This window comes from Olsenella phocaeensis (assembly GCF_900120385.1).
GTDB lineage: Bacteria > Actinomycetota > Coriobacteriia > Coriobacteriales > Atopobiaceae > Olsenella_I > Olsenella_I phocaeensis.
Genome location: NZ_LT635494.1, coordinates 565,039 through 590,934, shown reverse-complemented (window position 1 = coordinate 590,934; position 25,896 = coordinate 565,039). Strand labels below are relative to the sequence as shown.

At 66.9% G+C, this 25,896-nt stretch carries 29 protein-coding genes and 4 pseudogenes; 7 read left to right on the top strand and 26 right to left on the bottom strand.

The window, feature by feature from the left end; translation table 11 throughout:
* Nucleotides 1-157 precede the first annotated feature (157 nt).
* From BQ7388_RS02780 to BQ7388_RS02770, 3 genes are all read right to left on the bottom strand, one after another.
* Nucleotides 158-1,348, bottom strand: coding sequence for a DUF389 domain-containing protein (locus BQ7388_RS02780; RefSeq protein ID WP_234946787.1), 1,191 nt, complete (start codon nt 1,346-1,348; stop codon nt 158-160).
* Between the two features lie 101 nt (nt 1,349-1,449).
* A complete protein-coding gene (locus tag BQ7388_RS02775) occupies nt 1,450-1,635 on the bottom strand; it encodes a hypothetical protein (RefSeq protein WP_072499729.1) in 186 nt (61 codons plus the stop codon).
* Nucleotides 1,632-2,006: an ATP-binding cassette domain-containing protein gene (locus BQ7388_RS02770; protein WP_072499728.1), complete on the bottom strand. Its 375-nt coding sequence runs from the start codon at nt 2,004-2,006 to the stop codon at nt 1,632-1,634. The genes BQ7388_RS02775 and BQ7388_RS02770 overlap by 4 nt, the downstream gene beginning before the upstream one ends.
* 14 nt (nt 2,007-2,020) lie before the next feature.
* On the opposite strand from BQ7388_RS02770, the pseudogene BQ7388_RS12855 reads away from it, so the two are divergent.
* Nucleotides 2,021-2,245 (top strand): annotated as a pseudogene (locus BQ7388_RS12855) (class I SAM-dependent methyltransferase); the annotation flags it as partial.
* Here BQ7388_RS12855 and feoB read toward each other — a convergent pair.
* From feoB to BQ7388_RS02750, 3 genes are all read right to left on the bottom strand, one after another.
* A complete protein-coding gene (feoB, locus tag BQ7388_RS02760; protein WP_234946786.1) occupies nt 2,229-4,223 on the bottom strand; it encodes a ferrous iron transport protein B in 1,995 nt (664 codons plus the stop codon). The pseudogene BQ7388_RS12855 and the gene feoB overlap by 17 nt on opposite strands.
* Nucleotides 4,220-4,450, bottom strand: coding sequence for a FeoA family protein (locus tag BQ7388_RS02755; protein ID WP_234946785.1), 231 nt, complete (start codon nt 4,448-4,450; stop codon nt 4,220-4,222). The genes feoB and BQ7388_RS02755 overlap by 4 nt, the downstream gene beginning before the upstream one ends.
* A 418-nt stretch (nt 4,451-4,868) precedes the next feature.
* A complete protein-coding gene (locus tag BQ7388_RS02750) occupies nt 4,869-5,780 on the bottom strand; it encodes an EamA family transporter (protein ID WP_072499726.1) in 912 nt (303 codons plus the stop codon).
* A 189-nt stretch (nt 5,781-5,969) separates the two neighbouring features.
* Here BQ7388_RS02750 and BQ7388_RS02745 point away from each other — a divergent pair, with 189 nt between their 5' ends.
* Together BQ7388_RS02745 and BQ7388_RS02740 are read left to right on the top strand one after the other, a co-directional pair.
* A complete protein-coding gene (locus BQ7388_RS02745) occupies nt 5,970-6,647 on the top strand; it encodes a uracil-DNA glycosylase family protein (RefSeq protein ID WP_234946784.1) in 678 nt (225 codons plus the stop codon).
* A gap of 31 nt (nt 6,648-6,678) precedes the next feature.
* On the top strand, nt 6,679-7,161 hold the full coding sequence (locus tag BQ7388_RS02740) for a GFA family protein (RefSeq protein WP_083558226.1): 483 nt from the start codon (nt 6,679-6,681) through the stop codon (nt 7,159-7,161).
* A 77-nt stretch (nt 7,162-7,238) separates the two neighbouring features.
* Here BQ7388_RS02740 and BQ7388_RS02735 read toward each other — a convergent pair whose 3' ends face one another.
* The 10 genes from BQ7388_RS02735 to BQ7388_RS02690 form a co-directional block, all read right to left on the bottom strand.
* Nucleotides 7,239-7,949 (bottom strand): alpha/beta hydrolase-fold protein, encoded by a 711-nt coding sequence (locus BQ7388_RS02735; protein WP_072499725.1) that lies wholly within the window; start codon nt 7,947-7,949, stop codon nt 7,239-7,241.
* A gap of 23 nt (nt 7,950-7,972) precedes the next feature.
* Nucleotides 7,973-9,130 carry a low temperature requirement protein A gene (locus tag BQ7388_RS02730; protein ID WP_083558224.1) on the bottom strand — a complete coding sequence of 386 codons (1,158 nt, stop codon included), beginning with the start codon at nt 9,128-9,130 and terminating at the stop codon, nt 7,973-7,975.
* A gap of 9 nt (nt 9,131-9,139) precedes the next feature.
* Nucleotides 9,140-9,667, bottom strand: coding sequence for a GNAT family N-acetyltransferase (locus BQ7388_RS02725; protein WP_072499724.1), 528 nt, complete (start codon nt 9,665-9,667; stop codon nt 9,140-9,142).
* Between the two features lie 259 nt (nt 9,668-9,926).
* The gene (locus BQ7388_RS02720; protein ID WP_009278431.1) at nt 9,927-10,121 is read right to left on the bottom strand and encodes a helix-turn-helix transcriptional regulator; all 195 of its coding nucleotides are present in this window, start codon (nt 10,119-10,121) and stop codon (nt 9,927-9,929) included.
* Entirely contained in the window at nt 10,118-10,633 is a 516-nt protein-coding gene (locus tag BQ7388_RS02715; RefSeq protein WP_072499723.1) for a hypothetical protein, read from the bottom strand. The genes BQ7388_RS02720 and BQ7388_RS02715 overlap by 4 nt, the downstream gene beginning before the upstream one ends.
* 141 nt (nt 10,634-10,774) lie before the next feature.
* Nucleotides 10,775-11,758 carry an ABC transporter ATP-binding protein gene (locus BQ7388_RS02710; RefSeq protein ID WP_072499722.1) on the bottom strand — a complete coding sequence of 328 codons (984 nt, stop codon included), beginning with the start codon at nt 11,756-11,758 and terminating at the stop codon, nt 10,775-10,777.
* Nucleotides 11,751-12,857, bottom strand: a complete 1,107-nt coding sequence (locus BQ7388_RS02705; RefSeq protein WP_072499721.1) for an ABC transporter ATP-binding protein — start codon at nt 12,855-12,857, stop codon at nt 11,751-11,753. The genes BQ7388_RS02710 and BQ7388_RS02705 overlap by 8 nt, the downstream gene beginning before the upstream one ends.
* Before the next feature lie 9 nt (nt 12,858-12,866).
* Nucleotides 12,867-13,814, bottom strand: a complete 948-nt coding sequence (locus BQ7388_RS02700) for an ABC transporter permease (RefSeq protein WP_129583136.1) — start codon at nt 13,812-13,814, stop codon at nt 12,867-12,869.
* Nucleotides 13,815-13,827: 13 nt separating this feature from the next.
* On the bottom strand, nt 13,828-14,748 hold the full coding sequence (locus BQ7388_RS02695) for an ABC transporter permease (RefSeq protein ID WP_009278426.1): 921 nt from the start codon (nt 14,746-14,748) through the stop codon (nt 13,828-13,830).
* 108 nt (nt 14,749-14,856) lie between these two features.
* Complete coding sequence (locus tag BQ7388_RS02690; protein ID WP_072499720.1) at nt 14,857-16,554, bottom strand: ABC transporter substrate-binding protein; 1,698 nt, start codon at nt 16,552-16,554, stop codon at nt 14,857-14,859.
* A gap of 304 nt (nt 16,555-16,858) precedes the next feature.
* Between BQ7388_RS02690 and BQ7388_RS02685 the strand changes: the two genes are divergently transcribed.
* The 3 genes from BQ7388_RS02685 to BQ7388_RS02675 all read left to right on the top strand — a co-directional run bounded on the left by BQ7388_RS02685 (nt 16,859) and on the right by BQ7388_RS02675 (nt 20,919).
* Nucleotides 16,859-18,181: an alpha-L-fucosidase gene (locus tag BQ7388_RS02685; protein WP_072499719.1), complete on the top strand. Its 1,323-nt coding sequence runs from the start codon at nt 16,859-16,861 to the stop codon at nt 18,179-18,181.
* 103 nt (nt 18,182-18,284) lie between these two features.
* Nucleotides 18,285-20,027 carry a transglutaminase-like domain-containing protein gene (locus BQ7388_RS02680; protein WP_072499718.1) on the top strand — a complete coding sequence of 581 codons (1,743 nt, stop codon included), beginning with the start codon at nt 18,285-18,287 and terminating at the stop codon, nt 20,025-20,027.
* Nucleotides 20,028-20,169: 142 nt separating this feature from the next.
* Nucleotides 20,170-20,919, top strand: a complete 750-nt coding sequence (locus tag BQ7388_RS02675) for a class I SAM-dependent methyltransferase (protein WP_072499717.1) — start codon at nt 20,170-20,172, stop codon at nt 20,917-20,919.
* 490 nt (nt 20,920-21,409) lie between these two features.
* Here the strand turns inward: BQ7388_RS02675 and rplX are convergent, their stop codons facing one another.
* The 6 genes and pseudogenes from rplX to rpsC (BQ7388_RS02645) form a co-directional block, all read right to left on the bottom strand.
* Nucleotides 21,410-21,727 carry a 50S ribosomal protein L24 gene (gene rplX, locus BQ7388_RS02670; RefSeq protein WP_009278421.1) on the bottom strand — a complete coding sequence of 106 codons (318 nt, stop codon included), beginning with the start codon at nt 21,725-21,727 and terminating at the stop codon, nt 21,410-21,412.
* A gap of 14 nt (nt 21,728-21,741) precedes the next feature.
* Nucleotides 21,742-22,110 (bottom strand): 50S ribosomal protein L14, encoded by a 369-nt coding sequence (gene rplN, locus BQ7388_RS02665; RefSeq protein WP_009278420.1) that lies wholly within the window; start codon nt 22,108-22,110, stop codon nt 21,742-21,744.
* An 84-nt stretch (nt 22,111-22,194) separates the two neighbouring features.
* Complete coding sequence (gene rpsQ, locus BQ7388_RS02660) at nt 22,195-22,461, bottom strand: 30S ribosomal protein S17 (RefSeq protein ID WP_062531629.1); 267 nt, start codon at nt 22,459-22,461, stop codon at nt 22,195-22,197.
* Between the two features lie 19 nt (nt 22,462-22,480).
* Entirely contained in the window at nt 22,481-22,696 is a 216-nt protein-coding gene (rpmC, locus tag BQ7388_RS02655) for a 50S ribosomal protein L29 (RefSeq protein ID WP_009278418.1), read from the bottom strand.
* The gene (gene rplP, locus BQ7388_RS02650) at nt 22,697-23,125 is read right to left on the bottom strand and encodes a 50S ribosomal protein L16 (RefSeq protein ID WP_062531628.1); all 429 of its coding nucleotides are present in this window, start codon (nt 23,123-23,125) and stop codon (nt 22,697-22,699) included.
* A pseudogene (gene rpsC / locus BQ7388_RS02645) lies at nt 23,125-23,433 on the bottom strand (30S ribosomal protein S3); the annotation flags it as partial. The pseudogene rpsC (BQ7388_RS02645) and the gene rplP, both read right to left, overlap by 1 nt.
* Between rpsC (BQ7388_RS02645) and BQ7388_RS02640 the strand changes: the two are divergent.
* Nucleotides 23,426-23,818 (top strand): annotated as a pseudogene (locus tag BQ7388_RS02640) (class I SAM-dependent methyltransferase); the annotation flags it as partial. The pseudogenes rpsC (BQ7388_RS02645) and BQ7388_RS02640 overlap by 8 nt on opposite strands.
* A 56-nt stretch (nt 23,819-23,874) precedes the next feature.
* On the opposite strand, the pseudogene rpsC (BQ7388_RS02635) reads toward BQ7388_RS02640, so the two are convergent.
* The 4 genes and pseudogenes from rpsC (BQ7388_RS02635) to rplB form a co-directional block, all read right to left on the bottom strand.
* Nucleotides 23,875-24,381, bottom strand: a pseudogene (gene rpsC, locus BQ7388_RS02635) (30S ribosomal protein S3); the annotation flags it as partial.
* A 7-nt stretch (nt 24,382-24,388) separates the two neighbouring features.
* Nucleotides 24,389-24,751 (bottom strand): 50S ribosomal protein L22, encoded by a 363-nt coding sequence (rplV, locus tag BQ7388_RS02630; RefSeq protein WP_009278415.1) that lies wholly within the window; start codon nt 24,749-24,751, stop codon nt 24,389-24,391.
* A gap of 18 nt (nt 24,752-24,769) precedes the next feature.
* Nucleotides 24,770-25,027: a 30S ribosomal protein S19 gene (gene rpsS, locus BQ7388_RS02625; RefSeq protein WP_009278414.1), complete on the bottom strand. Its 258-nt coding sequence runs from the start codon at nt 25,025-25,027 to the stop codon at nt 24,770-24,772.
* A gap of 30 nt (nt 25,028-25,057) precedes the next feature.
* Complete coding sequence (gene rplB, locus BQ7388_RS02620; protein WP_040656716.1) at nt 25,058-25,894, bottom strand: 50S ribosomal protein L2; 837 nt, start codon at nt 25,892-25,894, stop codon at nt 25,058-25,060.
* Nucleotides 25,895-25,896: the final 2 nt, after the last annotated feature.

The following is a 25,896-nucleotide window of genomic DNA, read 5'->3' as shown; positions in this document are numbered from 1 at the left end:
GAACACAAGGGGCGGAGCCGCATCCTCGTGTGCGCGCTGCTGTGAGGACCCCGCCCCCGTGCGCGCCACGCTTGCCTCTCTCCACGCACCCATCTTGTCTTTCGCTACAGAAATGCCTCGAAATGGCGAGAAAAGCGTGGCAAACGACAAGATGGGGCTATCGAGATGACGCGTTCGACTTAGTCGCGGCAGCAGGTGCCGAGCCGTCATCGGATGGCGCAGGCGAGCCATTCTCGCTCGCTGTCGCGTCACCGTCGGCGTCGGCGCCCGTACTCGACAGCTCGAAGCCGACCTCATCGAGGTCCTTCACGTGCACGCGGAGCAGCGCCTCGAGCTCCGACTTGCGCGCGTCGTCCAGCGGCGCCGACGTCACCACCCGCGCCACCACCTTGCGCGAGAGCGAGCCCGCCCCGGAGTCGTACGAGTCGAGCGCCCCAACGCGGTACGACACGAAGCCGGGGCACACCGCCTCGAGCTCCTGTGTCGTCGTCCGCGCGTCGTAGCTGTCCTGGATGGTGAAGGTCTCGCCGTCGTTCTTCGCCATGGTGTCCTGCACCAGCCGCGCGGTCATCACCGTGCAGGGAATCGCGAAGACCAGCGTGCCCACCAGCAGCCTGCGGCGAAGGCGGCGGCTCCTCTCCAGCGCCTCCTCGTCCTCCTGCACCGTGACCACGCCGTCCCCGTCGACGTCGCGCTTGAGGGGCGTGCGCAGCAGGACCAGCACGAACTCGGCGGCAAATGCGATGAACACCACGTTGAGCGAGAACTCGTAGAAGGCCCCCGCAAAGTACGCGAGGTCGCTCTGGGCCACGCCGTAGCCCGCCGCGCAGAGCGGCGGCATGAGCGCGGTCGCCACGGCGACGCCCGAGAGCAGCGTGGCGGGCTCCTGGTTGCGCGAGATGCCAATGCCACCGGCGAATCCTCCGGCCAAGGCGATGAGCACGTCCCACACCGTCGGGCTTGAGTTGGTGAGCAGCTCGGAGGTCTCGCTCGAGATGGGCGAGACCACGAAGTAGAGGGTCGAGGTGACCAGGCAGATCGCGACCTGGACCACGAGGCCAATCAGCACCTCGCGCAGGAGGCGCAGGTCGGCGGTGGCGATTGCGTAGGCGAGCGCCATGACCGACCCCATGAGCGGGCAGATGAGCATCGCGCCGACCACGGCCTCGGTGGAGTCGACGTTGAGGCCGACCGACGCGATGAGCATGGCGACGATGAGGATGCAGAGGTGGGTGCCATCTATGCGCGCGCCGGCAAGGATACGGCGGCGGATGGTCTGGTGGCTCGCCCGGCCGTCGCGCACGTTTGCCAGCCGTCGTGCCACGCGCAGCAGGTCCTCCTTGGCCATGCCGTCGCCCCTCCCCTTGCCCCGCCCGTCGCGGACGCCTTGGATTGTAGGCCGAGGAAGGGGCGGCAGGCGAGAGGGGCGCGCCACCGCTGGCCCGTCGGTCAGTCCCTCTCCTCCAGTGCGAGCGCGACGTTTCCTCCCAGGAGGAGGACGATGCCCGCCCACGTGAGCGCGGACGTCGCGGCGGGTCCCAGCAGCTCGCCGGGAAGGTACAGCCCGCCCATGATCAGGAACAGGCTCAGCATGACGCAGAGGAGCGCCAGCATTTTGCGCGCGGTCTCGCTCATCGGCCGACCCCCGTCCTGCCCGCCTCAAGCAGGCGCACGTACGCCCCGTCCTGGGCGAGGAGCTCCTCGTGGGTGCCCTGCTCGACGATGCGGCCGGATTCGAGCACCACAATCTTGTCGGCGTCGCGCACGGTGTTCAGCCCGTGCGCTATGACCAGCGTCGTCTTGTCGCGGCAGAGCTCGCTCATCGCGAGCTGGATGTGGCGCTCGTTGTCTGCGTCCACGCTCGCCGTCGCCTCGTCCAGGATGACTATGGGCGCGTCCTTCAGGATGGCGCGGGCGATGGAGACGCGCTGCGCCTCCCCGCCCCTGACCATCCAGTCGTCCGTGCGCGCGGACAGCGACCACAGGGCCCGGTACTCCTCGCACAAGGAGGGTTCGTGGTAAGAGACTGCAAACGCACCCCCCTGACGCGGAGTCCTTCGACGTCGTCATCTGCTCCATGAGCTTCCACCACTACCCCACGCCGCAGGACTTCTTCGACAGCGTGTTCCGCGTGCTGCGCCCGGGTGGCAGGCTCGTGCTCAACGACAGCACGGGAAACGCGCTCCTGCTGTGGGTGGTGAACCACATCGAGCTGCCCCTCGCGAACCTCACCCACAAGGGCGACGTGCGCATCTACTCGCGCAAGGAGCTCGAGTCGATGTGCTCGAAGGCCGGCCTCGGCATCGAGACCTTCGTGAACGACAAGGTCTGGCACCTGCACATGGTGGCACGCAAGCCGAGGTAGGAAACTCGCGGGGGTACCGGCTCGCCCAAGGGGGCGCCGGCTCGCCCGATCTTGTGGTGCNCGCGAGGCCCGACGCGCTGACGGCGCCCGACGCCTTGGCCGCCGACGCGGCGGCATACAGGCTGCCCGCAGAATCGGCCTGACACAGCGCCGAGAGGACGCCCAGCGAAGCCTCCTTGGCGAACATCGATGCCAGGAACGAGACGAAGGTCTTCCATCCCATCCCGAACACGCGGGTCACGGGCTCTATAGCGTGGCCCATGGCATAGAGCGCCGAGCCCGACACGTCTCCCGTAGGCGACCACGACAGGACCCAGAACAGGGTGGACGAGAGGAACACGATCGTGAGCGCGCGCCTGAACACCCCGACGCCGTGCCTGAGCGACGAGACCAGCAGGGCGCCGATCTTGGGGCGGTGATACGGAGGCAGCTCCATGACCAGGCCGGAGCGCTCGCCCTCGGGGTTGAGGCGATGTCCGTAGGCCTTCGATATGACCAGCATCACCAGCATCATGACGACGAAGATGCCCACCATGACGAGGGCCATGCCCCCCGGCCCGAAGAAGACCATGGCGATGGTGGGGATGATGGAGAAGGTCGCGCCGCAGGGAACGGCCCAGGTGAGCATGGTCGCCAAGAGGCGTTGGCCCCAGGAGTCGACCACGCGGGTGCCCGTGACCCCCGCCATGGTGCAGCCCAGGCTCATCATGAAGGGCATGATGACCTTGCCCTGCAGCCCGAGGGCTCCCATCCAGTCGTCGAAGGCGTAGCTCACCCGGGCAACGACGCCCGCCTCCTCCAGGAGGCCGAAGGCGAAGGTCGCCCCGAAGCAGAAACCCGCCATGGCGATGGAGTAGCCGACGGCGGTGATGAGCCCCTGGGACACGTAGGCGGCTATGAACTCGCTGGCGCCGGCGGAGGTGAGCCCGACGTAGGCCGGGAGCTCCAACGAGCTGACGACAGCCATTCCCGCCAGCATGATGGGCGAGGAGACCAGCATGGCACCCACGAGGCCCAGGAGGATGATGCCCGTAGAGGCGAGCTTTCCCCAACGACGCGAGAGGAGCGCCGCATCGAGGCGCGGGAGTCGTCTGACGGAAGCGCCGTCCGAGGACTGCACGCCCTCCAGCATCGCATCAACCCAGGCGAAGCGCGCCGTGGCGCACGACACGGCACCAGACTCGCTCGCAGAGGCGGCGCGGGCGGCGAGCCACACGGGGCCGAAGCCCAGGGACTCACGCGAGCCAGACGCACGGTCCTCTCCCCCGCTCGCCGTCACGTCCTGGAACGCGCGTACCCACTCGGGAGAATGCCGCCTGTAGAGGTCCTCCATGGCGTCGGGGTCAAGAACCAGGCGGTCCCTGTCCGCGCGGTCGATGGCGTTAATGAGGTCGTCATGGCCTTCCCCGCCGTTGGCCACAAGGGGGACGACGGGGATGCCGAGCCTGCCCTGGAGCAGCGACGCGTCGACCTGCTTCCCCTGGGCGCGGGCCACGTCCATCATGTTGAGCGCAAGCACGCAGGGCAGGGTCGTGCCTACGACGTCCGCCAGCATGTAGAGGCTGCGTGAGAGCTGCGACGCGTCGGCCATGACCACGATGACGTCCGCCGCAGCGGACTCTATGTAGTCCTGGGTCACGCGCTCCTCGTCCGACTGGGCCGAAAGGCTATAGCTACCAGGAAGGTCGCAGACCTCGTAGCTGCGGCCCTTACGCTCGAAGCTACCAAGCTTCTTCTCTACCGTCTTGCCCGGCCAGTTGCCCACGTGCTGGTGAGACCCCGTCAGGCGATTGAAGAGGGTCGACTTGCCCGAGTTGGGCTGGCCGAGCAGTGCCAGGCGCAGCCTGCGGGCGCTCATGCGGACACCTCCTCGACCTGGATGTCATCGCAGCCGCGACGCCCCAGGGCAAGGAGGGTGTCGCGGGAGAAGACCAGGAGGGGCCTGCGCCGGTCGTTCCTGCGCACCTGTAGGACGCTCCCCGGTATGACGCCCACCGACGCGAGTCGGCTAAGCTGCCGCATGTCACCACCCAGGTTCGTAACGCGAACCTGCGAGCCCGCGGCAGCCGTTGATAGGTTCATCATCTGCCTCCTCCGTGATCACAATTGTTTGCCTTTGCTAACAATTTAGTTCACAGTAGCTTACTTTTTGCGAGAGGGAAGCTCCGTGCGGACGCGATGGGCGCACGCCGCTGCCGCCGCCGTCGTCGGCCCGCCTGGGTCGGTGCTTCTCTATGCCGAGGTGTCTGGCCCCGCGCCTCTCCGCCGGCCCAATCTTGTGACTATGGACAGAATTGCCCCCGCAAGACAAGAAAAGTGTCCACGTCTGCAAGATTGGGATCCACGCGTCTGCAAGATTGGAATCCACGCGTTTGCAAGATTGGGCGTCGCGACGGCGGGCAGCTGCGGGCCGGCAGACGCACGTCGGGCTGGCATGGGCATAACGGCCGCCATCCGGTAGTCACGGTCTCGCTGACCAACGGCGCGGCAACCGCAGCCTCAGCTACGCCAGTAGCGTCATGGCCACGGTCCCGGCCACCATGAGCGCCAGCCCCAGTGCCGAGCGACGCGTGAGCGGCTCACGCAGCACTAGCCAGGCAAACGCGATCGAAACCAGGATGGACAGCTTGTCTATCTGGACCACCACGCTCACCACACCGGTCTGGATCGCACGGTAGTAGCAGAGCCACGATGCCCCGGTCGCGACGCCCGAAAGCAGCAAGAAGCCCAGTTCGTGCCGGTCGATCGCGCGCAGTTCGACCAGCTTGCCGCGGAAGAGCACGATGCCCCAGGACATCGGCAGCACCACGCAGGTGCGAAGCGCGGTGCCGAGGTTCGACTCCACGCCCTCGATCCCTATGCGGCCCAGAATCGAGGTGAGGGCCGCAAAGACCGCCGCCAGGATGGCATAGGGCAGCCAGCCCAGCGCACGGGATTTCTCTGACGCGGCGGCGTCCGCGCGACTGCCATCCGAGTCTCCCACGCCTTCCATGCGACGCTCGATCATGAGCAGCGTGCCCACCAGGATGACGGCAGTGCAGGCCAGCTTCGCCGCAAGGTGGTCCGTCTCCCCCAAGAGCACGATGGCCAGCAACGTCGCGAGCACGGCGCTGCCCTTGTCGATGGGCACCACGCGGTTGACGTCCCCCAGCGCGAGCGCGCGGAAGTAGCAGAGCCACGACGCCCCGGTGGCCAGACCCGAAAGCCCCAGGAACGCCCATGAGCGGACGGAGAGCGAGCCCATCGTCGACGCCGAGCCCACGACGGCGACCACAAGCCAGGCGAAGGCCAGCACGACCGTGGTACGGACGGCAGTGACGACGTCGGAATCCGTCTTCTGGATGCCGAGCTTTGCCAGAATCGACACCACGCCCGCAAAGAACGCCGAAAGCGCCGCCATGGCGATCCAACCCATGAGAAGCCCCCTCCCCCTCGCGCCGTGACTTGCGGCTCACACCCACCCTAGTGCTTCGACATGGTCGCAACGGGTAGAAACGAAGACGGAAACGCATGTCGATGACGCGGGGGCAAGGCGATGGACGGCAGCCTGACAAGCGATCGGCCCACGGGCGGCGAGTGCGCAAGTAGTGGCCATACAGGCACGGTGCGCACAAGCGACGGTCGGGCAGGCGCAGAACGCGCAAGGTCCGAGCTCGCGGGAGACGTACCCTCTGGCAAGAGTGGCGCCGCATCCATCGTCCGCCAGGTCGAGCTCATACGCCAGCAGATTCGCGACGACCCGCAGAACGCAAGCTACACGAAACGTGGAATCGACCCGCTCTTCGTAGTGGGACCCGAGGCACGCATCGTAATCGTGGGGCAGGCACCGGGCGTTCGCGCGCAGGACAGCGGCATCCCCTGGAACGACCGCAGCGGCCAGCGACTGCGCGAGTGGATGGGCGTCGACGACGAGACCTTCTACGAGTCGGGCAAGGTCGCCATCATGAACATGGACTTCTACTTTCCCGGCACGGGGCGCTCGGGGGATCTGCCTCCGCGAGCCGGCTTCGCCCAGAAGTGGCACCCGCGCCTGCTTGGACTCATGCCAAGGGCGCAGCTCATGCTCCTAGTCGGCAGTTACGCGACGCGGAAGTACCTTGGCCTCGGCTCGTCCGTGCGCCTGGGAGACGTGGTGCGCGACTTCGACGGCTGCGTGTCCGGACGCTTTCCGCTGGTGCATCCCTCGCCGCGCAATCAGCTGTGGATGAGCAGGAACCCATGGTTCGAGGCGGAGGTCATCCCCGCTCTGCGCGAGCGCGTGGCGGAGGCGCTGCGGGACTAGCGCTCCAGCCCCGGAGGGACGACGGACAGGGATGGAACAGGACGAAGGCGAGAGGAGCGAAAGTGATCGAGGGGAGCTGCCTCTGCGGAGGCGTGCGCTACGAGGCGGAGGCACGAGGAGCAGGCCAGGAGGGGGCTGCGGCCCTACTCGGACGGATGGTGACACCGCTGCCCACGGGCTACAAGCGACCTACTGCCACTGCTCGTACTGCCGCAAGAACGGAGGCGGGGCCTTCTCCGCCAACCTGGGCGTCGCACGTGACGGCTTCCGCGTCACGCACGGGAAGGCACTGCTGGGATCCTATGATTCGTCGCCCGGCAAGACGCGCTACTTCTGCACGCGCTGCGGGAGCCCGCTCTTCCACACAAAGGCGGCGGACCCCAAGACGGTGACCATAAAGATGGGAAGCATCGACCGCTTCGACGAGTATGCCGGGAAACTGCCGACCCGGCACATCTTCGAGGAGTCAGCCGCAGACGCCCCCTGGCTTGAGGGGGCCTGCGAGCGGCAGTGACCCCGAGCGGGGACGGCGGCGGCCACAGAACCAGGGGCGGTGACACCCCGAGGTCATGTCAGGCCGGCGCGGACAGGCTAGCGCAGCAGGAACTCCTCCAGCACGTCCAGCGCGAGGCCCAGACGCTCCGCCTGGTGCTGCAGGTGGTTGCCGGGTCCCATGCGGAGGTCGACCTCGAAGCCCCACCCGCGCAGCAGCTCGGCGCTCTCTTCCATGCACTCCTGCACGCGTCGGACGGCGGGCGGCCCCCACCTGCGCTCCTTGCTCCCCAGCGAGAGGTAGGCCATTCTCCCCCGCCCCTCGGCCGCCTGCCCGCGCAGCCAGTCGACCCAGCCCTCGTACCAGAGGGAGCCCGAGACGCAGGCGCAGGCGCCAAGTGAGGCGCGGGCCGACACGCCGCCACCGGCATCGCCACCGGCACCAACGCCGACAAGCATCGCGTACAACGCGAAGAGCCCGCCCAGGGAGTATCCGCAAATCGCACGCTTGGTAGGCGAGAGGCTCGCACGCGCCTCGACCCCGGGCACGACCTCTCCCAGCAGCTCGCCCACGGTCGCGGGCCCTCCGCCACCAAAGCCGGCATCGCCCTCGCGCAGCCCCGGCGCAGGCCAGGGCGTGAGCGCGTCATCCCAGTTGGCGATGGGCACGCCCACCAGCGTGACGCGTCGCCCGGCAGCAAGCTCCGCCACCCCATGCGGGAACTCCGGGGCGTCCACCAGGTACACCACGGGCGCATCCGCGCCCAGCGAGCCAACGAAGGTCTCGCATGCCCTCGCGTCGATGGCCATTGCCACGCACCGTCCTCCCCGTCCTACTCCCCACCCGCCGTCCGTACCGCGAGTGACCTCAGCCCCAACGGCAGCACCACGCTGCTGGCGCACGCCAACCCAACCACCACGAGCGTGCTCCCGCCCGACACGAGGCTTGCCGCCAACCCCAACGGCATCGCCAGCGACACGCCCGCGACCAATCCGGCGGAGGGGCGCTGCGTCACGCTGTTGTAGCCACAGCCCAAGAGCACCCCCAGCTGGAACAGGGCCAGCCCCGCATACAGCAGGCAGACGGCGAACGGCCGACTCACCAGCCCCTCCGCAAGGTAGCTCAGTGCCACGGTCACGGAGCTGATGCCAAAGAGCACGGGATAGTGCAGGTAGATCATGCCGTTGCCCGTGATCCCGGCACGGTCGCGCCGCGCCAGCCCGTCGAACTCGACCACGTAGGTCACGAAGAGCGTCGCCACCAGGACAAAGACGAGGACGGACGCGAGCGAGAAGGACGCCGCCCCGAAGTATCCGCCGGCGACGTCCACGATCGTCTCTCCGAAGCTGATGATCACCAGGAGCGAGAGCCGCTCGGTCAGGTGCGGGAAGTTGATGGGCACGACACGCATCCTGGACGAGAGCAACCCCGGCAGCACCCAGCCCAGCACCACGCCGACGAGCAGCACCAGGAGGCCGAGCGGATACTCGAGCAGGGCGGCCACCGCGAGGCAGGCGACGCGCAGGCCAAGGACCAGGAAGAAGAGACGGATGTAGGGACGCTCCCCATCGTTCGCGGACTCACGGTAGCGCAGCGCGTACTGCACGAGGAGAAGCAGCGTCCACGCGCCGACCAAAAGTGAGAACGCGCGGATCGAGGTCACGAGGTCGGCGCTCAGGTTGGCCGAGAGCAGAAGCACCAGCACCATGCTCGCCAGCATGAACCCCACGTCGCGGCGAGAGTTGCTGCCAAAGCGGTTGGTGAAGACGGTCTCGACCATCCAGGAGTTGACCAGGACCACGATCACCGTGGCAAACGATAGGACCGCAGCCAGCCGGGGCAGCCCGGACTCGACCTGACGCAGGAGCGCCGTGGAGCACGAGATGGCGTACACGAACACGAGGTCGAAGAAGAGCTCGCTGAGCTCGACCCGCTTTGCCACGACCTTCTCGCCTGACACCACTGCCCCGCCCTCCCTGCCGCGAACCACGCCTGACGGCTATGCCTTGTGGTCGGCGACGAACTTCTCCATGTAGACCATGTCATACCAACGGTCGAACTTGCGTGCGCACTTGTTGAAGCGCCCCACAAGACGGTACCCCATGCGCTCGTGGAAGCGCACGCTCGCCTGGGTGAGGTATTCGTCCTCGGGTTCCACGTAGGCGATGCAGGCGTAGAGGTTGGTGATGCCGCGCACGGCGCAGGTGGCCTCGAGGTCCTGGTAGAGCCTGCGGCCCACGCCTTTGCCGCGCTGGTCGCGCCTCAGGTAGATGGCCGTCTCGGCGCTGCAGGCGTAGGCCTCGCGCGCATGGAACTCGCCCACGTAGGCATACCCCACGGGCTCGCCGTCCGCCTCGGCCACCAGATAGGGGTAGCGCGCGCCTATGTGCACGATGCGCTGGCGAAACTCGGCCAGGATGGGCGGATCGAGCTCGAAGGTGATCGCCGTCTCGCTCACGTACGGCGCGTAGATGGCAAGCAGCGCCTCCGCGTCATCTGGCGTCGCACTGCGAATCGTAATGTCCATGCGCCTCTACCCCAGACGATTGCGTGCGCCCGGGCACGTCTGACGCACCAGATGCGCCCGGTACGTCCGACGCACCGGATTAGTGTACACAAACTCAGCATTTTGCCAGGATAAGCTCGATATGGGTGGTTTTTGAAGCTCTTCTACGAGTCCATGTACACTAATTTGCCGTGAGGAGCATGCGAACGCCGCCATGCAACCGGGAGCGAGGCCGTCGCTCGGGGTCTCGCCACCCAGGTCCCGCCCCACCCAGGTCCCGTCACTCTGGCCAGAACAGCTCGTCCAGGCTCCGCCCCAACCTCTTGCAGATGGCGACGCAGAGCCTGATGGTGGGGTTGTAGTCCCCCCGCTCCACCGCGTTGATGGTCTGGCGCGAGACCCCCACGGCATCCGCGAGCTCCTGCTGCGACAGCCCCGCCTCGGCGCGCGCCTGCCTCATGGAAAGGTTGCTCATCCCTCCACGCCCTCCCGATGCCCCTCTTTCCGCAGGCACCAGACGCGAGCCAACGCGACCAGCGACTCAAACGCCCAGCTCGCGTTGATCAAGAGCGAGCCATCGCCGACGTCGGGCTTGCCCCCGCCGGCAAGCTTTGCCATGAAGTCCGGCAGCTCGATCGCCAGGGCGACTGTCCCCAGGACGAGCAGGAGCACGACCCCCGGCAGGTAGTTCCTACGCATCCCAAAGTAGGCGTCGTGCCAGATGGCATAGGTGGCAAACGCGCAGCAGTCCACGCACAGCACCAGCACCATGAGGAAGCCGGGGTCAAGACGGGCATCCCCCCAGAGCTCCACCGCAAACGCCGCAAGGAGGAGGAGCACGGAGTTGAGGATGAAGCCGACCTTGTATGCCTTCCCCATCACCGCGGTCTGGCGCTCGTCATAGCCCCTCTCGCCCCGCTCGTTGACGACGCACAGCATGACCGCGACCATCGAAACCACAAGAAGGATCATTCCCAGGACGAGCATGCGAGCCTCCCTACCTCAGCTGGAGGAAATGTCGTATATATTTGACTCGATTGTACGACAGCAAGCACATTTGTCAAATAAACACGACATCCCCGAGAAGGGCCAAGTGCCCTCCACGGCAGCTCGGCATGGCCCCGTACCCTACGCCGGAAGCTGGAGCCCGTCGTAATGGCAGCGCAGCCTGTGGCCCGGCGAGACCTCGCGCATCTTGGGGAACTCCTTGACGCAGCGCTCCGTGCAGTGCGGGCAGCGGGTGTGGAAGGGGCAGCCCGTTGGCGGGTTCATGGGGCTGGGCAGGTCTCCCTCGATGAGCACGTGGCGGCGCTTGGACTTGGGGTCGGGCACCGGCACGGCCGAGAGCAGCGCCTGCGTGTAGGGGTGGCACGGCCTCGCGTACAGCTCCTCGTTGGGCGCCATCTCCATGATGGTCCCCAGGTACATGACGGCGATGCGGTCAGAGATCATCTCGACCACCGACAGGTCATGCGAGATGAAGAGGTAGGTGAGCTCGTAGTGCTCCTGCAGGTCGCGCAGGAGGTTGAGCACCTGGGCCTGGATGGACACGTCGAGCGCCGAGACGGGCTCGTCGGCGATGATCAGCTTGGGCTGCACCGAGAGGGCGCGGGCGATGCCGATGCGCTGGCGCTGGCCGCCGCTGAACTCGTGCGGGTAGCGCTCGCCATGGGCGGGCGAGAGGCCCACCGTGCCAAGGAGCTCGTGCACCCTCTTGAGCCGCTCGCCTGCGGACATCCTGGTGTGCACCAAGAGTGGCTCGCCGATGATGTCCTGCACCTTCATGCGGGGGTTGAGCGAGCCGTAGGGGTCCTGGAAGACCATCTGCATCTTGGCGCGCAGGGGGCGCATCTGGCGCTCGCTCAGCGCCGTGACCTCGTCGCCGTCGAAGAATATCCGCCCCTCGTCGGGCGTGATCAGGTGGTCTATCAGGCGGCTCGTGGTGGACTTGCCGCAACCGGATTCGCCCACGAGCGAGAAGGTCTCGCCCGGCATGACGTCGAACGAGACGTCGTTCACGGCATGGACGTAGCCGGTTGGGCGGCCGAGGAGGCTCTTGCCCACCGGGAAGCGCTTCGAGACGTCCTGCACGGAAAGCAGCGGCTCACTCATGCGTGGGAACCCCCTTCGCGTCTTGTGCCGACACATCACCGGTGGCCCCCGACGCAGCGGCGGTGGCATCGGCCGCGCCGGCGCCGTCAGCCAGACCGCCGATCCCGGCCGCGTACTCCACACTGGCACCGGCCGCGGCGTATGGGCAGGCGCAGCGATGGCCCTCCCCCACCTGCACGAGCGCGGGCACCTTGGCCTCGCAGGCCGGGCGCGCCATGGGGCAGCGCGGGGCGAAGCGACAGCCCGCGGGCATGGCCGCGAGGTCGGGAACGCTGCCGGGAATGGACGGCAGGCGGTGCACGCGTCGGCCAAGCCGGGGCACGGAGGCGATGAGCCCCTTGGTGTAGGGGTGGCGCGGGCGCTCGAAGAGCTCCTCGACCGGTGCCTCCTCCACGATGCCGCCGGCGTACATCACGATGACGCGGCTGCAGGTCTCGGCCACGACACCCAGGTCGTGGGTGATCAAGAGGATGCCGGTGTTGCGCTCGGCGCGGATGCGCTCCATCAGCGCCAGGATCTGGGCCTGGATGGTCACGTCGAGCGCCGTGGTGGGCTCGTCGGCGATGAGCAGCTTGGGCTCGCAGGACATGGCCATGGCTATCATGACGCGCTGGCACATGCCGCCCGAGAGCTCGTGCGGGTAGTTGCGCAGCGTCACCTCGGGCTCGGGGATGCCCACCAGGCGCAACGCCTCGACCGAGCGCGCGTGGATCTCCTCGCGGCTCAGGTCGTTGTGCAGCCGCAGGGCCTCGGCGAGCTGGTCTCCCACGCGCATGATGGGGTTGAGCGAGCTCATGGGCTCCTGAAAGATCATCGAGAAGTCGTTGCCGCGTGCGTCTCGCATCTCCCGGTCGCTCAGCTCGAGGATGCTGCGGCCGTCCATGACCACCGAACCCGAGGTACGGCTGGTGGCCTTGCTCAGGAGGCGCATCACGGCCAGCGAGGTGACCGACTTACCACAGCCGGACTCCCCCACCAGGCCCACGATCTCTCCGGCATGGATGGAGAACGACACGCCGCGCACGGCGGTGATCCATGACTTTCGGTCGCGCTTGAACTCGACCTTGAGGTCCCTGACCTCAAGCAGGGCGTCTTGCATCTGCGCCTCCTAGTTGAGCTTGGGATCGAGGGTGTCGCGCAGGCCGTCGCCAAAGAGGTTGAACGCGAGCACGGTGAGGAAGATCAGAAGGCCCGGGAACAGCACCAGGTGAGGCGCCGTGGCCAGGTAGTTGCGGCTCTGCGAGAGCATGGCGCCCCACTCGGGCTGGGTTACGCTGGCGCCGAAGCCAAGGAACGACAGACTCGAGGCCGAGAGGATCGCGCCGCCCACGTTCATGGTGAAGTTGACGATGAGCGCCTGCATGGTGCCGGGCAGGATGTGGACGAACATGATGCGCCTGGACGAGCAGCCCACCGAACGCGCCGCCTCGACGTAGAGCTCGCTCCTCACCTCGAGCACGGCGCCACGGATGATGCGCGCGAACGACGGGACGGTGAACACGGCCACGCCAATCATCACGTTGGTGAGGCCGGGACCGATGATCGCGACGACGGCGATGGCCAGCAGGATGCCGGGAAAGGCGAACATCACGTCGCAGACGCGCATGATGAACGCGTCCACGAGCCCACCGCAGAAGCCCGCGATGAGGCCGAAGACCACGCCTGCGGCAGTGCCGATCACCGACGCCGTGAGGGCCGTCCCCAGCGAGAGCTGGGTGCCCGCGACGAGGCGGCTGAACACATCGCGCCCAAACTCGTCCGTGCCCCAAATGTGGGCGGCCGTGGGGCCCGAGAGCAGGGCCGAGTAGTCGTACTGGTTGGGGTCGTAGGGCACCACGGAGGGGCCGATGACGGCTATGACCAACATGAGCACGATGAAGACGAACCCCGCCACGGCGGTCTTGCGACGCAGGAACTTCTTGAGGAACTGCCTGGCCGGACTCTGCGCGCGGGGGAGCTCCTCACCGCGGGCGAACTCCGAAGCGCCCGCCCCTGCGGTCGCGGCGGTCGCGTCCCCTTCGCCCGGGGCCCCCTTCAGCTTGGTCTTTTCTGCCATGTCGCACGTCCTCCTAGTCGAAGCGGACGCGGGGGTTGATGACCCCGTACAGCACGTCCGCCAAGAGGTTGATGACCATGTACTCGAGCGAGAAGAACATGATGAGCGCCTGCACCACCTGGTAATCGCGGTAGTTGATCGAGTCGACCAGGAGACGCCCCATCCCCGGGATCGAGAAGACGGTCTCGATGACCACGGAGCCCGCGATGAGGGCGCCGATCTGCAGGGCGGCCACCGTGACCACGTCGATGGAGGAGTTCTTGAAGGCATGGCGCATGATGACCTTGGACTCGGGCAGGCCCTTGGCGCGGGCGGTACGGATGTAGTCCTTGCCCAGGTTCTCGATCATCGAGGAGCGGGTGACGCGCGCCAGGATTGCCATGATGCCGGCACCCATGGCAAGCGACGGCATGATGTAGCCGCGCCAATCGTCCACGCCGCCGGTAGGAAGCCATCCCAGGGCGACGGAGAAGAGCTGCATGAGCTCGAGGCCCAGCCAGAAGCTGGGGATGGAGAGGCCCGAGATGGCCACGACCATGCCCACGAGGTCCAGGGCCTTGCCGCGGTTGATGGCGGACACGACGCCCAGGAAGATGCCGATGAGCGCCGACCAGGTGATCGAGCAGATGGTGAGGTAGATGGTTATGGGGAAGCGCGGGACGAGCAGCGACCAGACGGTCTGGCTGTTCTTGTACGACATCCCCAGGTTTCCGGTGAAGAGGCCACCCATGTAGTCCAGGTACTGCCGGAGCAGGGGCTTGTCCAGGCCGAGCTGCTGGCGGATGAGCTCTATGTCCCCGCCCGTCGCGTTCTTGCCGGCGATCATGCGTGCCGCGTCACCCGGGATCAGGTGGATGAACAGGAACACGACGATCGAGATGACGAAGAACAGGGGGATCATCGAAAGCATGCGCTTCAGGAAGTAGCGCCCCATCTTCCGCCTCCTCATTTGCTCCAAAAGGGCTTGCCGGCCTTCGGGGGCCGGCAAGCCCAATCCGTTTCCTGACGTGTGAGCCGGGACGCGCCCGGCCCCGCGCCCGCGCTAACGCTCGAGCGTCGCGTGGGTGGCGTCGATGCCCATGGGGATCATGCGGACGCCCTTGAGGTACTCCTTGTACGAGAAGAGCGAGTCGTCCGTGGCAAGGAAGAGCCAGGGGCAGTTCTCCCAGGCAATCTTCTGGCACTCGCGATAGTACTTGTCCTGCTCGTCCTGGGTCGGTGCGGCGTTGCCCTTCTCCAGGTTGGCGTCGAACTCGTCGTCCTTCCAGAAGGCGGTGTTGTAGCCCGTGGGGGGCACCATGCCGCTGGAGAGCAGCGAGCGCAGGAAGCCGTCGGCGTCGTTCTGGGACCAGTTGACGTACCACATCTGGAGCTCGGTCTCGTCGGCGGGGAGGGCCGTCTTGTCGGCCACGGTGGCGGGCTCCATGGGCTGGACGTCCACGGTGATGCCAATCTGGGCCATCTGCTGCATGACGAAGGTCATGCCCTTGGTCTCCTGCGTGGAGTTGTCGCCCCAGAGGGTGAGCTTGAAGCCGTCGGGGTAGCCGGCCTCCTTGAGGAGGGACTTGGCCTTGTCGAGGTCCACGTCGTAGGGCGTCTGCGCCTCGTAGGAGTGGAGCTTCTCGGGCAGGACGGAGGTCGCGGGGTCCGCGAAGCCGGAATAGAGGACCTCGGCGTACGCCTTCTGGTCGAAGGCGTAGTTCATGGCCTGGCGCACGCGCACGTCAGAGAGCTCCTTCACGTTGGTGTTGAGCGTGACGTAGCGCATGGTGGTGGACTTCTGTGCTTTGAGGTTGATGTCGCCGGCGGACTTGATGGTGGCGATCTGGTCGGACGGGGTGGGGTATACGAAGTCGGCCTCGCCGGTCTGGAGCATGGCGATGCGCGCGCCGGCCTCGGGCACCTCGCGGAAGGTCACGGAGTCGACCGAGGGCCTCTCTCCCCAGTACGTGGGATTGGGCACCACGGTGGTGTGGTCGCCGTTGACCCACTCCTTGAGCGTGAAGGCACCGGTGCCGGCAGACTGTGCCAGGTAGTTGTAGTTGGGGTCCACGGCAGCGGTGGGGTTGATGAGGTAGAACTGCGAGATGCTGTTCATGAAGGGCGAGTACGGGGCGGCAAGGGTGAAGACCACCGTGTTGGCGTCGGGCGCCTCGACCTTGGACACGCGGTAGTTCTCGCTCCCGTCGTCCAGGGTCTGCACGAAGGTGCGGCGGCGACGCCAGCCGTTCTCCTTCTTCACCGCCTCATTGTAGTTGGTGACGACCACCGAGGAGTCGAAGGGCGTGCCGTCGCTGAAAGTGACGCCGCTGCGCAGGTGGAAGGTGTAGGTGAGGGCGTCGTCCGAGACGTCCCAGCTCTCGGCCAGCATGGGAACGAAGTTGTAGTCCTCGTCGTGGGCGACCATGGTCTCGTACATGTAGTAGCAGACGTTGCCCGAGTTGCCGTCCGACCAGTTCATGGGGTGGAGGTTCTGGATGGTGCCCTCGATGGCGATCACGAGGTCGTTGTCCGCGGACTTGCCGTCGGTCTTGGTGGCCTTGACGACGAAGCCGTCAGCGTCGACCTCCGCGGCGGCAGTATCGGAGCCGGACTCGACGGGCGTGGTGGCATCGCTCCCCTTCTTGCCGCAGCCGGCAAGGGAAGCGCCCAGCAGGCCGGCGCCGATGGCGCCATAGCCCAGGAACGAACGACGGCTCATTCCCTTCTCCGAAGCGGAAACCTCGTGATTCTGAAGCATGCGACTTCCTCCTTGTGGACGACGCGCCCGGCCCACCCCGACGGGACGGGCCCCTCCTGACCTGTCCCCGTCCGCGGTCGCGAAGCGGGGCCGTGCAAGATGACCGAGGGGAGACGAACCTCTGCGCGCTCTCCGGGAACTTTCGCCTTCTGGGCGACGGACCCATGCGGCACTGCCCCCTCATGACTCATATAGATTCATACTCGGAACCGGCTTCGCTTGGCAACAGTTCGCCCAACGGCAACCCGCCGGAGGGGAGAGGTTTTCGCCAAGCGTGATGATGCGCGTGACGAGGGGAGCACGGTTGTACGAGTTCGACAGGGAGCGCTACGACAGGCGCATGGCATGGTGGCTCCACGACCGCTTCGGCATGTTCATACACTGGGGCCTCTACGCCATCCCCGCGCGCGGCGAGTGGGTGCGCAGCACGGAGGAGATGGACGACGCCTCCTACCTGCCCTACTTCGACGAGTTTGACCCTCGCGAGCTCGACGCGCGCGCCTGGGCCCGCGCCGCGCGCGAGGCGGGCATGCGCTACGTGGTCATGACCGCAAAACACCACGACGGCTTCTGCCTCTTCGACACGGCACAGACCGACTACAGCTCCGTGCACGCACCGCTCGGCCGCGACGTCGTGGCCGAGTTCGTCGAGGCCGTGCGCGCCGAGGGCCTGAGGGTGGGGCTGTACTTCTCGCTCATAGACTGGCACCACCCGGACTTCCCGCAGTACGGCGACCGCCAGGCACCGCTGCGCAACCATCCCGAATGCGGCAACGAGGGTCGCGACTGGGGGCGCTACCTGCACTTCATGCACGCCCAGGTGAGGGAGCTCTGCAGCAACTACGGCAGGCTCGACCTGCTGTGGTTCGACTTCTCGTACGACGACATGCGCGGCGAGCGCTGGGGCGCCACCGAGCTCATGCGCATGGTGCGCGAGCTCCAGCCCGACGTGATCGTGAACAACCGCCTCGAGGTGAGCGGCGAGGGCATGGGCTCCCTTGCCGAATGCGCGCCCACCCCCTACCACGGCGACTTCGTGACGCCGGAGCGCATCATCCCGCCCTGGCGGCTCACGGACGCCGAGGGTCGCCCCCTGGCCTGGGAGTCCTGCCTGACCATGAACGACAGCTGGGGCTACACCGCCCGCGACGACAACTGGAAGTCACCGCGCACGCTGGTGCGCTCGCTCGTGGAGTGTGTGTCGAAGGGCGGCAACCTCATACTCAACGTGGGTCCCGACGCGCGCGGACGCATCCCCCGCGCGTCGATGGAGCGTCTGCGCGAGCTGGGCCGCTGGATGGGAGAGAACGGCGCGAGCGTCTATGGCTGCGGCAGCGCCGAAGGAGGTGGCGTCGACCTTGCTCGCTTCGACCAGGGACGCGTGACGCGCAGGGGCAACCACTACTACCTGCACCTGCACGAGCCCCACGTGGGCCCCGTGCCGCTTTTGGGCGTGCCCAAGGCGAGCATCCGCAGTGTGAGGATACTCGCGGACGGCAGCGAGGTGCCCCTCTCGTCCAGCTGGACCCACAGCGACTACGCCGACGTCGCGTTTGCGGACCTCGGTGCGGCGACGGAGCTTCCCGACCCGCTGGACACCGTGCTGGAGCTCGTTTTGGACGAGTAGGGTGCGGGATGTCCGCCCACGCAAGGGACGAAGGCGCGTGGGCCGCGTCCACCCAAGGCCTCGCAACCACAAGCCACCGACACACCCAGGCGAGAGGAGCCTCATGCTCGGCAAGGAACTCCAGGACTACGCGCGCGACCGCTTCGAGGGGCGTCTCGCCCTGCTCGACGACGTCACCCGCGCCCGTGCCACCGCGACCGTGGACGCCAGCGCCGACGAGGACGAGGCCTGCCTCCTGCGCTACCTCTTCGGCATGCTGCCCCTCTCCGACGTCCTCGACGTCGAGCCGGGAGTCCTCGTCTCCTACGTGCGTCACTCCCTCATGCTGCGGCGCGGCCTGGGCTGGACCCGCGAGCTGCCCGAGCCCCTCTTCGTGCACTTCGTGCTCTGTCCCCGCGTCAACAACGAGCCCCTCACCGACTGCCGCCCCCCGCTCTGGAGTGAGCTGCACGAGCGCGTCGCGGGGCTCAACGAGCGTGAGGCCGTGCTCGAGATCAACTACTGGTGTGCCCAGATGGCCACTTACCAGGCGTCGGACGGCCGTACCCTGGGGCCGCTCGCCGTGCTGGCAAGCGGGGACGGCCGCTGCGGGGAGGAGTCGACCTTCCTGGTGAGCGCCCTGCGCAGCGTGGGCATCCCCGCGCGCCAGATCTACACCCCCTGGTGGGCGCACTGTGACGACAACCATGCATGGGTCGAGGCCTACGCCGACGGCGGTTGGCACTACCTGGGCGCCTGCGAGCCCGAGGAGGTGCTCGACCGCGGGTGGTTCACCAACGCGGCGGGACGCGCCCTCATGATGGGCACGACGGTCTATTCCGACTATGCCCTCGACCAGCTGGGCGGCGAGGACGCCGGGCGCAACGGCTGCACCCACCTGATCGGCGTGACCCCCTCCTACACGAGGACGGTGCGACTCGCGGTGCACGTCNGCCACCCGGCGCGCGTCAACCCCGAGTCGCTCGCACCCGAGCTCTTCGAGGGCGGCCGCTTCGTGCCCGCGCAGGAGCCCCCTCGCCCCAAGTCCCGCAGGGTGCGCCTGCGTGCCACCGCCGGAGGGACCAAGTCCTGCTTCGTCGACTGGACCCTGGGAAGGCTCCAGGCCTACACCGAGCGAGGAGGGCAGGGGTCCTTGGGCTTCCCCTCGCTCGAGCTTTGGGGCACGAGCGCGGACGAGGGCGGCCTGACACTCGAGCTGCCATTGGGAACCTGGCGCCTAGTGAGCACCACCCGGCTCCCCAACGGGAACCAGCAGGCCTCCGAGGCGATATTCCGCCTCGGAGAAGGCGAGGGCGAACTCGAGCTGCCGCTGCGCACGCGCGTGCCCAAGGCCTCCGACATGCTGCAGGACATTCCCCTGCCCGAGCTTGAGCTGCATGCCGCGGACGGATCTGCCGCCCGCGCGAGCGACGCGCTGCGGCGCGGTGGCACGGGACGAGGCATCATCGCCTTCCTGGAGGAGTCGGAGGAGCCCACCGAGCACCTGCTCAACGAGCTGCGCGAGCAGGCCGGGCAGTTGCACGAGGCGGGCCTGGGCCTGCTCCTCGTGTGCCGGAGCCCGAAGGCCTACGACGACCCCACGCTCATGCGCGCCCTCGACGCGCTGGGGTCCGCGCTGGTGCTCTTCGACGACTTCGACGAGCTGCCCGAACGCCTCGCGCGCCGCATGTACGCCAACCCGGAGAAGCTGCCTCTCATGCTCCTGGTGCAGCCGTGCGACAAGGCCGGTGAGGGCGAGGCGGCAGGCGCAACGGACGGCGACGTCGTCTTCCGCGGGCTCTATGCGGTGGGGGGCTACAACGTGGGCAGTGTGGCCCTTGCCCTGCGCTTGGCGCAGCTAGCCTAGGGACTGGGGACGGATGATGCCACGAGGCGGACAGCGACCGGCAGGCGGAGCACGCGCCCTCTCCGGCCCGTTGCCCACTCCCGCCGCGCTGCCCGCGCAAGCGGCATCATCGCCGGCCAAACCGTCGTCGTCCGCGCCTCCCGTGCACTTTGCGTCCGAGTCCTGTCGCACGGCCGCAGAGGAGGTCGCCTCTCGCCTGGGATCAAGGCTCGTTTTTGGCGCGCCAGGTGACGAAGGCCCGGGCACCAGCCTACTCGTGGACGAGTCGGGCCTCTGGCTCTGTGGGGACGGCCTGAGGACGCAAGGTGACTTCACCCGGCTCATCCCGCGTCTCAGGCCTCGTGCCCTGGCGCGGGAGCTGCTCGTCAAGGCGGCGCGCGTCAAGGGCGTCGAACGCCCGCGCGCCATCGACGCCACCGCCGGCCTGGGAGAGGACTCTCTCCTCCTGGCCGCGACCGGATTCGAGGTCGAGCTCTACGAGCGTGACCCGGTGATCTGCGAGCTACTACGGGACGCGCTGCTCCGCGCGGAGTCGCAGGCAGGGCTCGCGCCCTTCGTGGCGCACATGCACCTGCACGAGGGCGACAGCGCGGCCGCGCTGCGGGCCCTCGCCATGGGTGGCGTGCGTCCGGACGTCGTGTTTCTGGACCCCATGTTCCCCGCACGTCAGAAGAGCGCCCTGGTGAAGAAGAAGTTCCAGCTCATCCATCGAATCGAGGCGCCGGCTTCGGACGAGGACGAGCTGCTTGCGGCGGCCTTGGCGGCGCGTCCCAGAAAGGTCGTCATCAAGCGGCCGCCCAAGGGCCCCTTCCTCGCGGGGAGAAAGCCCGGTCACAGCGTCGTTGGCAAGGCCGTCCGCTACGACGTGATTGTGCCCCCACCCCAAGCCTAGGGGAGGACGGGCACCGGGACCCCGCCACCAGGAGCCCTGCAAGCCCGGAGCGCGGCCTCTCGCTTGTCGGTACTTTTCTCCCGTGGAACCACCGACGATCAGCCACCTCGGGGTGAAGTCGGACCGAACTTCAACGATTGTCGGCACTTCTCGTCTTCCAAACCACCGACAAATGGAGCTTCCGGGCGAGAATGGCGCCGCTGCCTCAGTTTGCTTGTACTTCTCGGCTTCCTGAACACAAGGGAATTGCCCATTTTGGACGAGGTCGGCTCCGACGCATCAAATTGCTTGCACTTCTCTAAGTCAGAAATGCAAGCAAATCGACGGTTCGAAGCAAAAACGCCCCGTGACCCGAATTTGCTTGTACTTCTCGGCATCAGCCGGCGGGAAAACACAAGCAAACGAGCGCCTCCGGACGAGAATGACTTCAAAAAGTCCCCCACCCTGGCGGATGGGGGACCCAACGTTCGCACTGGCGGTGACTCGCTCCCTAGAGCTCGACACCAGACTTCTTGGCGAAGCGGACCTTCTTGCCGTCCTCGTTGAAGCGATAGCCGACGCGGGTGGGCTTATCGGTCTGGGGGTCGACGATCGCGACGTTGGAGACGTCGATGGCCGCCTCCCTCTCCACGATGCCGCCCTGCTGGCCCTGCTGGGTCGGGCGCTGGGCCTTCTTGACCATGGCGACGCCACGGACGACGACCTTGCCCTCGGCGGGCATGGCCTTGATGACCTCGCCTCGCTTGCCCTTGTCCTTGCCGGACAGGACCTCGACCTGGTCGCCCTTCTTAATCTTCATCTTTGCCATCTGCTACTCACTCCCTACAGCGTCTCAGGCGCGAGCGAGACGATCTTCATGTACTTGTGGTCGCGCAGCTCGCGGGCGACGGGCCCGAAAATGCGGGTACCCTTGGGCTCGCCGTCCTTGTTGACCAGGACGCAGGCGTTCTGGTCGAACTTGATGTAGCTGCCGTCCTTGCGGCGGGTCTCCTTGACCGTGCGCACGACGACGCAGCGGACGACGTCACCCTTCTTGACGGATCCGCCAGGGGTGGCCTCCTGGACGGCGCACATGATGACGTCTGCAAGGCCGGCGTAACGACGCTTGGAGCCACCAAGTACCTTGATGCACTTCACACGCTTGGCGCCGCTGTTGTCAGCGACGTTGAGCATGGTCTCCATCTGAATCATTGCTTGTTCCTCCGAACGCTCACCCCTGCCAGAGGTGCGGCCTCGCGTGCGCCGCACATGGCTGGGAATGGGTTGTATAGGTCGTTACTTGGCGCGCTCGACGATCTGGGTCACGCGCCAGCGCTTGGTCTTGGACATGGGACGGGTCTCCATGACAGTGACGGTGTCGCCCAAGCCGCATTCGTTCTTCTCGTCGTGGGCGTGAAGCTTCTTGTGGATCGTCATCATCTTGCCGTACTTGGGGTGGTGCTTGCGGTACGTGACCTGAACGGTGACGGTCTTGTCGCCAGAGATCGAGATGACCTCACCGGTGCGGACCTTGCGCGCGTTCCTGCTTTCGGTATCTGCCATTTCCTGTTTCTCCTGCGATCTAGTTCTGCGCAGCGGCGTTTTCCGCTGCGATCTGGCGTGCGCGAATCTCGGTCTGGACGCGGGCGATGTCGCGCTTGACCGTGGTGACGCGGGCGGTGTTGTCCAGCTGGCTGGTCGCCATCTGGAAGCGGAGGTTGAAGAGCTCGGCCCTGCCGTCCTCGAGCTTCTGGGCAAGCTCCTCGTCGCTGAGCTCACGGATGTCCTTGTACTTCATTTACTTAGCCTCCCCGTCCTGGTCGGCGCGGGCGATGATCTTGGTCTTGATGGGGAGCTTGTGCTGGGCGAGGCGCAGGGCCTCCTTGGCGACGGACTCCTCGACGCCGGCGATCTCGAACATGATGCGGCCGGGCTTGACGACGGCCACCCACTCCTCGGGGTTGCCCTTGCCGGAGCCCATACGGGTCTCGGCGGGCTTCTTGGTGATGGGCTTGTCGGGGAAGATGGTGATCCAGACCTTGCCGCCACGCTTCATCTGACGCGTCATGGCAATACGGGCGGCCTCGATCTGGCGGTTGGTGATCCAGTGGGCCTCGAGCGCCTGCAGGCCCCACTCACCGAAGTAGAGCTTGGTGTTGCCCTTGGCCTGGCCCTTCATGGAGCCACGCTGGACCTTGCGGTGCAGAACGCGCTTGGGTGCGAGCATTAGCGGCCCCTCCTCTCGTTACGCGAACGGCGAGGACGGCTGCTGCCCTCGAGCGCGGGGTTGAGCGCAGGCTGGCCGGGGAGCTGCTCGCCGAGGTAGATCCAGACCTTCACGCCGCAGGCGCCCATGGTGGTGCGGGCGGTCGACTCGCCGAAGGCGATCTTGGCACGCAGGGTGTGCAGGGGCACGCGACCCTCGCGGTACCNAGCACGCGCCCTCTCCGGCCCGTTGCCCACTCCCGCCGCGCTGCCCGCGCAAGCGGCATCATCGCCGGCCAAACCGTCGTCGTCCGCGCCTCCCGTGCACTTTGCGTCCGAGTCCTGTCGCACGGCCGCAGAGGAGGTCGCCTCTCGCCTGGGATCAAGGCTCGTTTTTGGCGCGCCAGGTGACGAAGGCCCGGGCACCAGCCTACTCGTGGACGAGTCGGGCCTCTGGCTCTGTGGGGACGGCCTGAGGACGCAAGGTGACTTCACCCGGCTCATCCCGCGTCTCAGGCCTCGTGCCCTGGCGCGGGAGCTGCTCGTCAAGGCGGCGCGCGTCAAGGGCGTCGAACGCCCGCGCGCCATCGACGCCACCGCCGGCCTGGGAGAGGACTCTCTCCTCCTGGCCGCGACCGGATTCGAGGTCGAGCTCTACGAGCGTGACCCGGTGATCTGCGAGCTACTACGGGACGCGCTGCTCCGCGCGGAGTCGCAGGCAGGGCTCGCGCCCTTCGTGGCGCACATGCACCTGCACGAGGGCGACAGCGCCTCGCGACGGCCCATCTCGGCGCCGTTCAGGCGACCGGAGCACTGGATGCGGATGCCCTTGGCGCCGGCCTTGCGGGCGGACTGGACCGCCTTGCGCATGGCGCGACGGAAGGCGATGCGGCCCTCGAGCTGCTCGGCGATGGACTGGGCGACCAGCTGGGCGTCGAGCTCGGGACGCTTGATCTCGATGACGTCGACGTTGATGTTGCCCTTGGTCACGCCGGCGATCTTCTCGAGCTCGCCACGCAGGGAGTCGATCTCGGCGCCCTTCTTGCCGATGACGATGCCGGGGCGGGCGGAGTAGATGATGACCTTCACCTTGTCGCCGGCACGCTCGATGTCGACGCGTGCGAGGGCGGCGGAGGCAAGACGCTTCTCGAGGAACTTGCGAATCTCGAGGTCGTTGCCAAGGCTCTTGGCGTAGTCCTTCTTATCGGCGTACCAACGGGAACGCCACTCCTCGGTGATGCCGAGGCGGAAGCCGGTAGGCTGAACCTTCTGTCCCATGCTTTCCCTACGCCTCCTTTCCAGGTGCGACGACGACGGTGATGTGGCTCGTGCGCTTGTTGATGCGGGATGCGGAGCCCTTGGCGCGAGGACGGATGCGCTTGAGCGTAGGACCCTCGTCGACGTAGGCGTACTTGATCACGAGGCCGTCGGCGCGCATGCCGTTGTTGTTCTCGGCGTTGGCGACGGCGGAGCGCAGGACCTTGGCGACCGGCTCGGCGGCGGCGCGGGTGCTGAACTGGAGGGTCTCGAGGGCCTTTTCCACGGACTTGCCGCGCACCTGGTCGACGATCATGCGGACCTTGCGAGGGGCCATGCGGACGTACTTCGCAGTAGCCGAGACCTCGTTTGCAGCGTTGTTCTTAGCCATTGTTCTTCATGCCCCCTGTTAAGCCTTGTGGCCGCGGAAGGTGCGGGTGGGCGAGAACTCGCCCAGCTTGTGACCAACCATGGACTCGGTGATGTACACGGGGACGTGCTTGCGGCCGTCGTGGACGGCAATCGTGTGCCCGACCATCTCGGGGAAGATGGTGGAGGAGCGCGACCAGGTCTTCACGACCTCCTTCTTGCCAGCCTCGTTCATAGCGGTGACACGCGCAAGGAGGCGAGTCTCCACAAACGGGCCCTTCTTGAGACTTCTGCTCATTCTTGGAATCTCCTAATACTCGTGTTCCGGCTACTTCGAGCGACGACGACGGATGATGAGGCGGTTCGACGCCTTCTTCGGGTCGCGCGTTTTCTTGCCCTTGGTCGGCTTGCCCCAGGGGGTGACGGAGGGGCGTCCGGAGGTGTGGTTCTTGCCCTCGCCGCCGCCGTGCGGGTGGTCGACGGGGTTCATGACCGTACCGCGGACGGTGGGACGGACGCCGCGCCAACGCTGACGGCCGGCCTTGCCGATGACGATGTTGCCGTGCTCGGCGTTGCCCACCTCGCCGATGGTGGCGCGGCAGGTGAGGAGCACGCGACGGAGCTCGGAGGAGGGCATGCGGAGGACGGCGTAGCCGTTGTCCTTGCCCATCAGCTGCACGGAGGTGCCGGCGGCACGAGCCATCGCGGCGCCCTTGCCGGGCTGGAACTCGACTGCGTGGACCAGGGTGCCGACGGGAATCTGCGAGAGGGGCATGCAGTTGCCGGGCTTGATGTCGACGTCCTTCTCGCCCGAGAGGACGACGTCGCCCACGTGAAGGCCCTCGGGAGCCAGGATGTAGGCCTTGGCGCCGTTCACGTAGTGGAGCAGGGCGATGCGAGAGGAGCGGTTGGGGTCGTACTCGATCGTGGCGACCTTGGCCGGCACGTCGTCCATGCGACGCTTGAAGTCAATCCTGCGGTACAGGCGCTTGTTGCCGCCGCCCTGGTGACGGGTGGTGATGCGGCCGTTGTTGTTGCGACCTGCCTTCTTGGGCAGGGGCTCGAGAAGGGACTTCTCGGGCTTGGTGGCGGTGATCTCCTTGAAGTCAGAGATCGTCTGCCAGCGCCTGCCTGCGCTCGTGGGCTTGAGGTGCTTGACTGCCATTG

Excerpts from the sequence above, each read along its gene's own strand:
- BQ7388_RS02735 (WP_072499725.1), bottom strand. The coding sequence starts at position 7,949 with ATGGCCATCGACGCGAGGGCATGCGAGACCTTCGTTGGCTCGCTGGGC.
- BQ7388_RS02705 (WP_072499721.1), bottom strand. The coding sequence starts at position 12,857 with ATGCAAGACGCCCTGCTTGAGGTCAGGGACCTCAAGGTCGAGTTCAAG.
- BQ7388_RS02720 (WP_009278431.1), bottom strand. The coding sequence starts at position 10,121 with ATGAGCAACCTTTCCATGAGGCAGGCGCGCGCCGAGGCGGGGCTGTCG.
- BQ7388_RS02775 (WP_072499729.1), bottom strand. The coding sequence starts at position 1,635 with ATGAGCGAGACCGCGCGCAAAATGCTGGCGCTCCTCTGCGTCATGCTG.
- BQ7388_RS02740 (WP_083558226.1), top strand. The coding sequence starts at position 6,679 with ATGGAACAGGACGAAGGCGAGAGGAGCGAAAGTGATCGAGGGGAGCTG.
- BQ7388_RS02700 (WP_129583136.1), bottom strand. The coding sequence starts at position 13,814 with ATGGCAGAAAAGACCAAGCTGAAGGGGGCCCCGGGCGAAGGGGACGCG.
- BQ7388_RS02755 (WP_234946785.1), bottom strand. The coding sequence starts at position 4,450 with ATGATGAACCTATCAACGGCTGCCGCGGGCTCGCAGGTTCGCGTTACG.
- rplP (WP_062531628.1), bottom strand. The coding sequence starts at position 23,125 with ATGCTCGCACCCAAGCGCGTTCTGCACCGCAAGGTCCAGCGTGGCTCC.
- BQ7388_RS02750 (WP_072499726.1), bottom strand. The coding sequence starts at position 5,780 with ATGGGTTGGATCGCCATGGCGGCGCTTTCGGCGTTCTTTGCGGGCGTG.
- BQ7388_RS02695 (WP_009278426.1), bottom strand. The coding sequence starts at position 14,748 with ATGGGGCGCTACTTCCTGAAGCGCATGCTTTCGATGATCCCCCTGTTC.
- rplB (WP_040656716.1), bottom strand. The coding sequence starts at position 25,894 with ATGGCAGTCAAGCACCTCAAGCCCACGAGCGCAGGCAGGCGCTGGCAG.
- rplX (WP_009278421.1), bottom strand. The coding sequence starts at position 21,727 with ATGGCAAAGATGAAGATTAAGAAGGGCGACCAGGTCGAGGTCCTGTCC.
- rpsS (WP_009278414.1), bottom strand. The coding sequence starts at position 25,027 with ATGAGCAGAAGTCTCAAGAAGGGCCCGTTTGTGGAGACTCGCCTCCTT.
- rplV (WP_009278415.1), bottom strand. The coding sequence starts at position 24,751 with ATGGCTAAGAACAACGCTGCAAACGAGGTCTCGGCTACTGCGAAGTAC.
- BQ7388_RS02725 (WP_072499724.1), bottom strand. The coding sequence starts at position 9,667 with ATGGACATTACGATTCGCAGTGCGACGCCAGATGACGCGGAGGCGCTG.
- rplN (WP_009278420.1), bottom strand. The coding sequence starts at position 22,110 with ATGATTCAGATGGAGACCATGCTCAACGTCGCTGACAACAGCGGCGCC.
- BQ7388_RS02710 (WP_072499722.1), bottom strand. The coding sequence starts at position 11,758 with ATGAGTGAGCCGCTGCTTTCCGTGCAGGACGTCTCGAAGCGCTTCCCG.
- BQ7388_RS02690 (WP_072499720.1), bottom strand. The coding sequence starts at position 16,554 with ATGCTTCAGAATCACGAGGTTTCCGCTTCGGAGAAGGGAATGAGCCGT.
- rpmC (WP_009278418.1), bottom strand. The coding sequence starts at position 22,696 with ATGAAGTACAAGGACATCCGTGAGCTCAGCGACGAGGAGCTTGCCCAG.
- BQ7388_RS02715 (WP_072499723.1), bottom strand. The coding sequence starts at position 10,633 with ATGCTCGTCCTGGGAATGATCCTTCTTGTGGTTTCGATGGTCGCGGTC.
- rpsQ (WP_062531629.1), bottom strand. The coding sequence starts at position 22,461 with ATGGCAGATACCGAAAGCAGGAACGCGCGCAAGGTCCGCACCGGTGAG.
- BQ7388_RS02780 (WP_234946787.1), bottom strand. The coding sequence starts at position 1,348 with ATGGCCAAGGAGGACCTGCTGCGCGTGGCACGACGGCTGGCAAACGTG.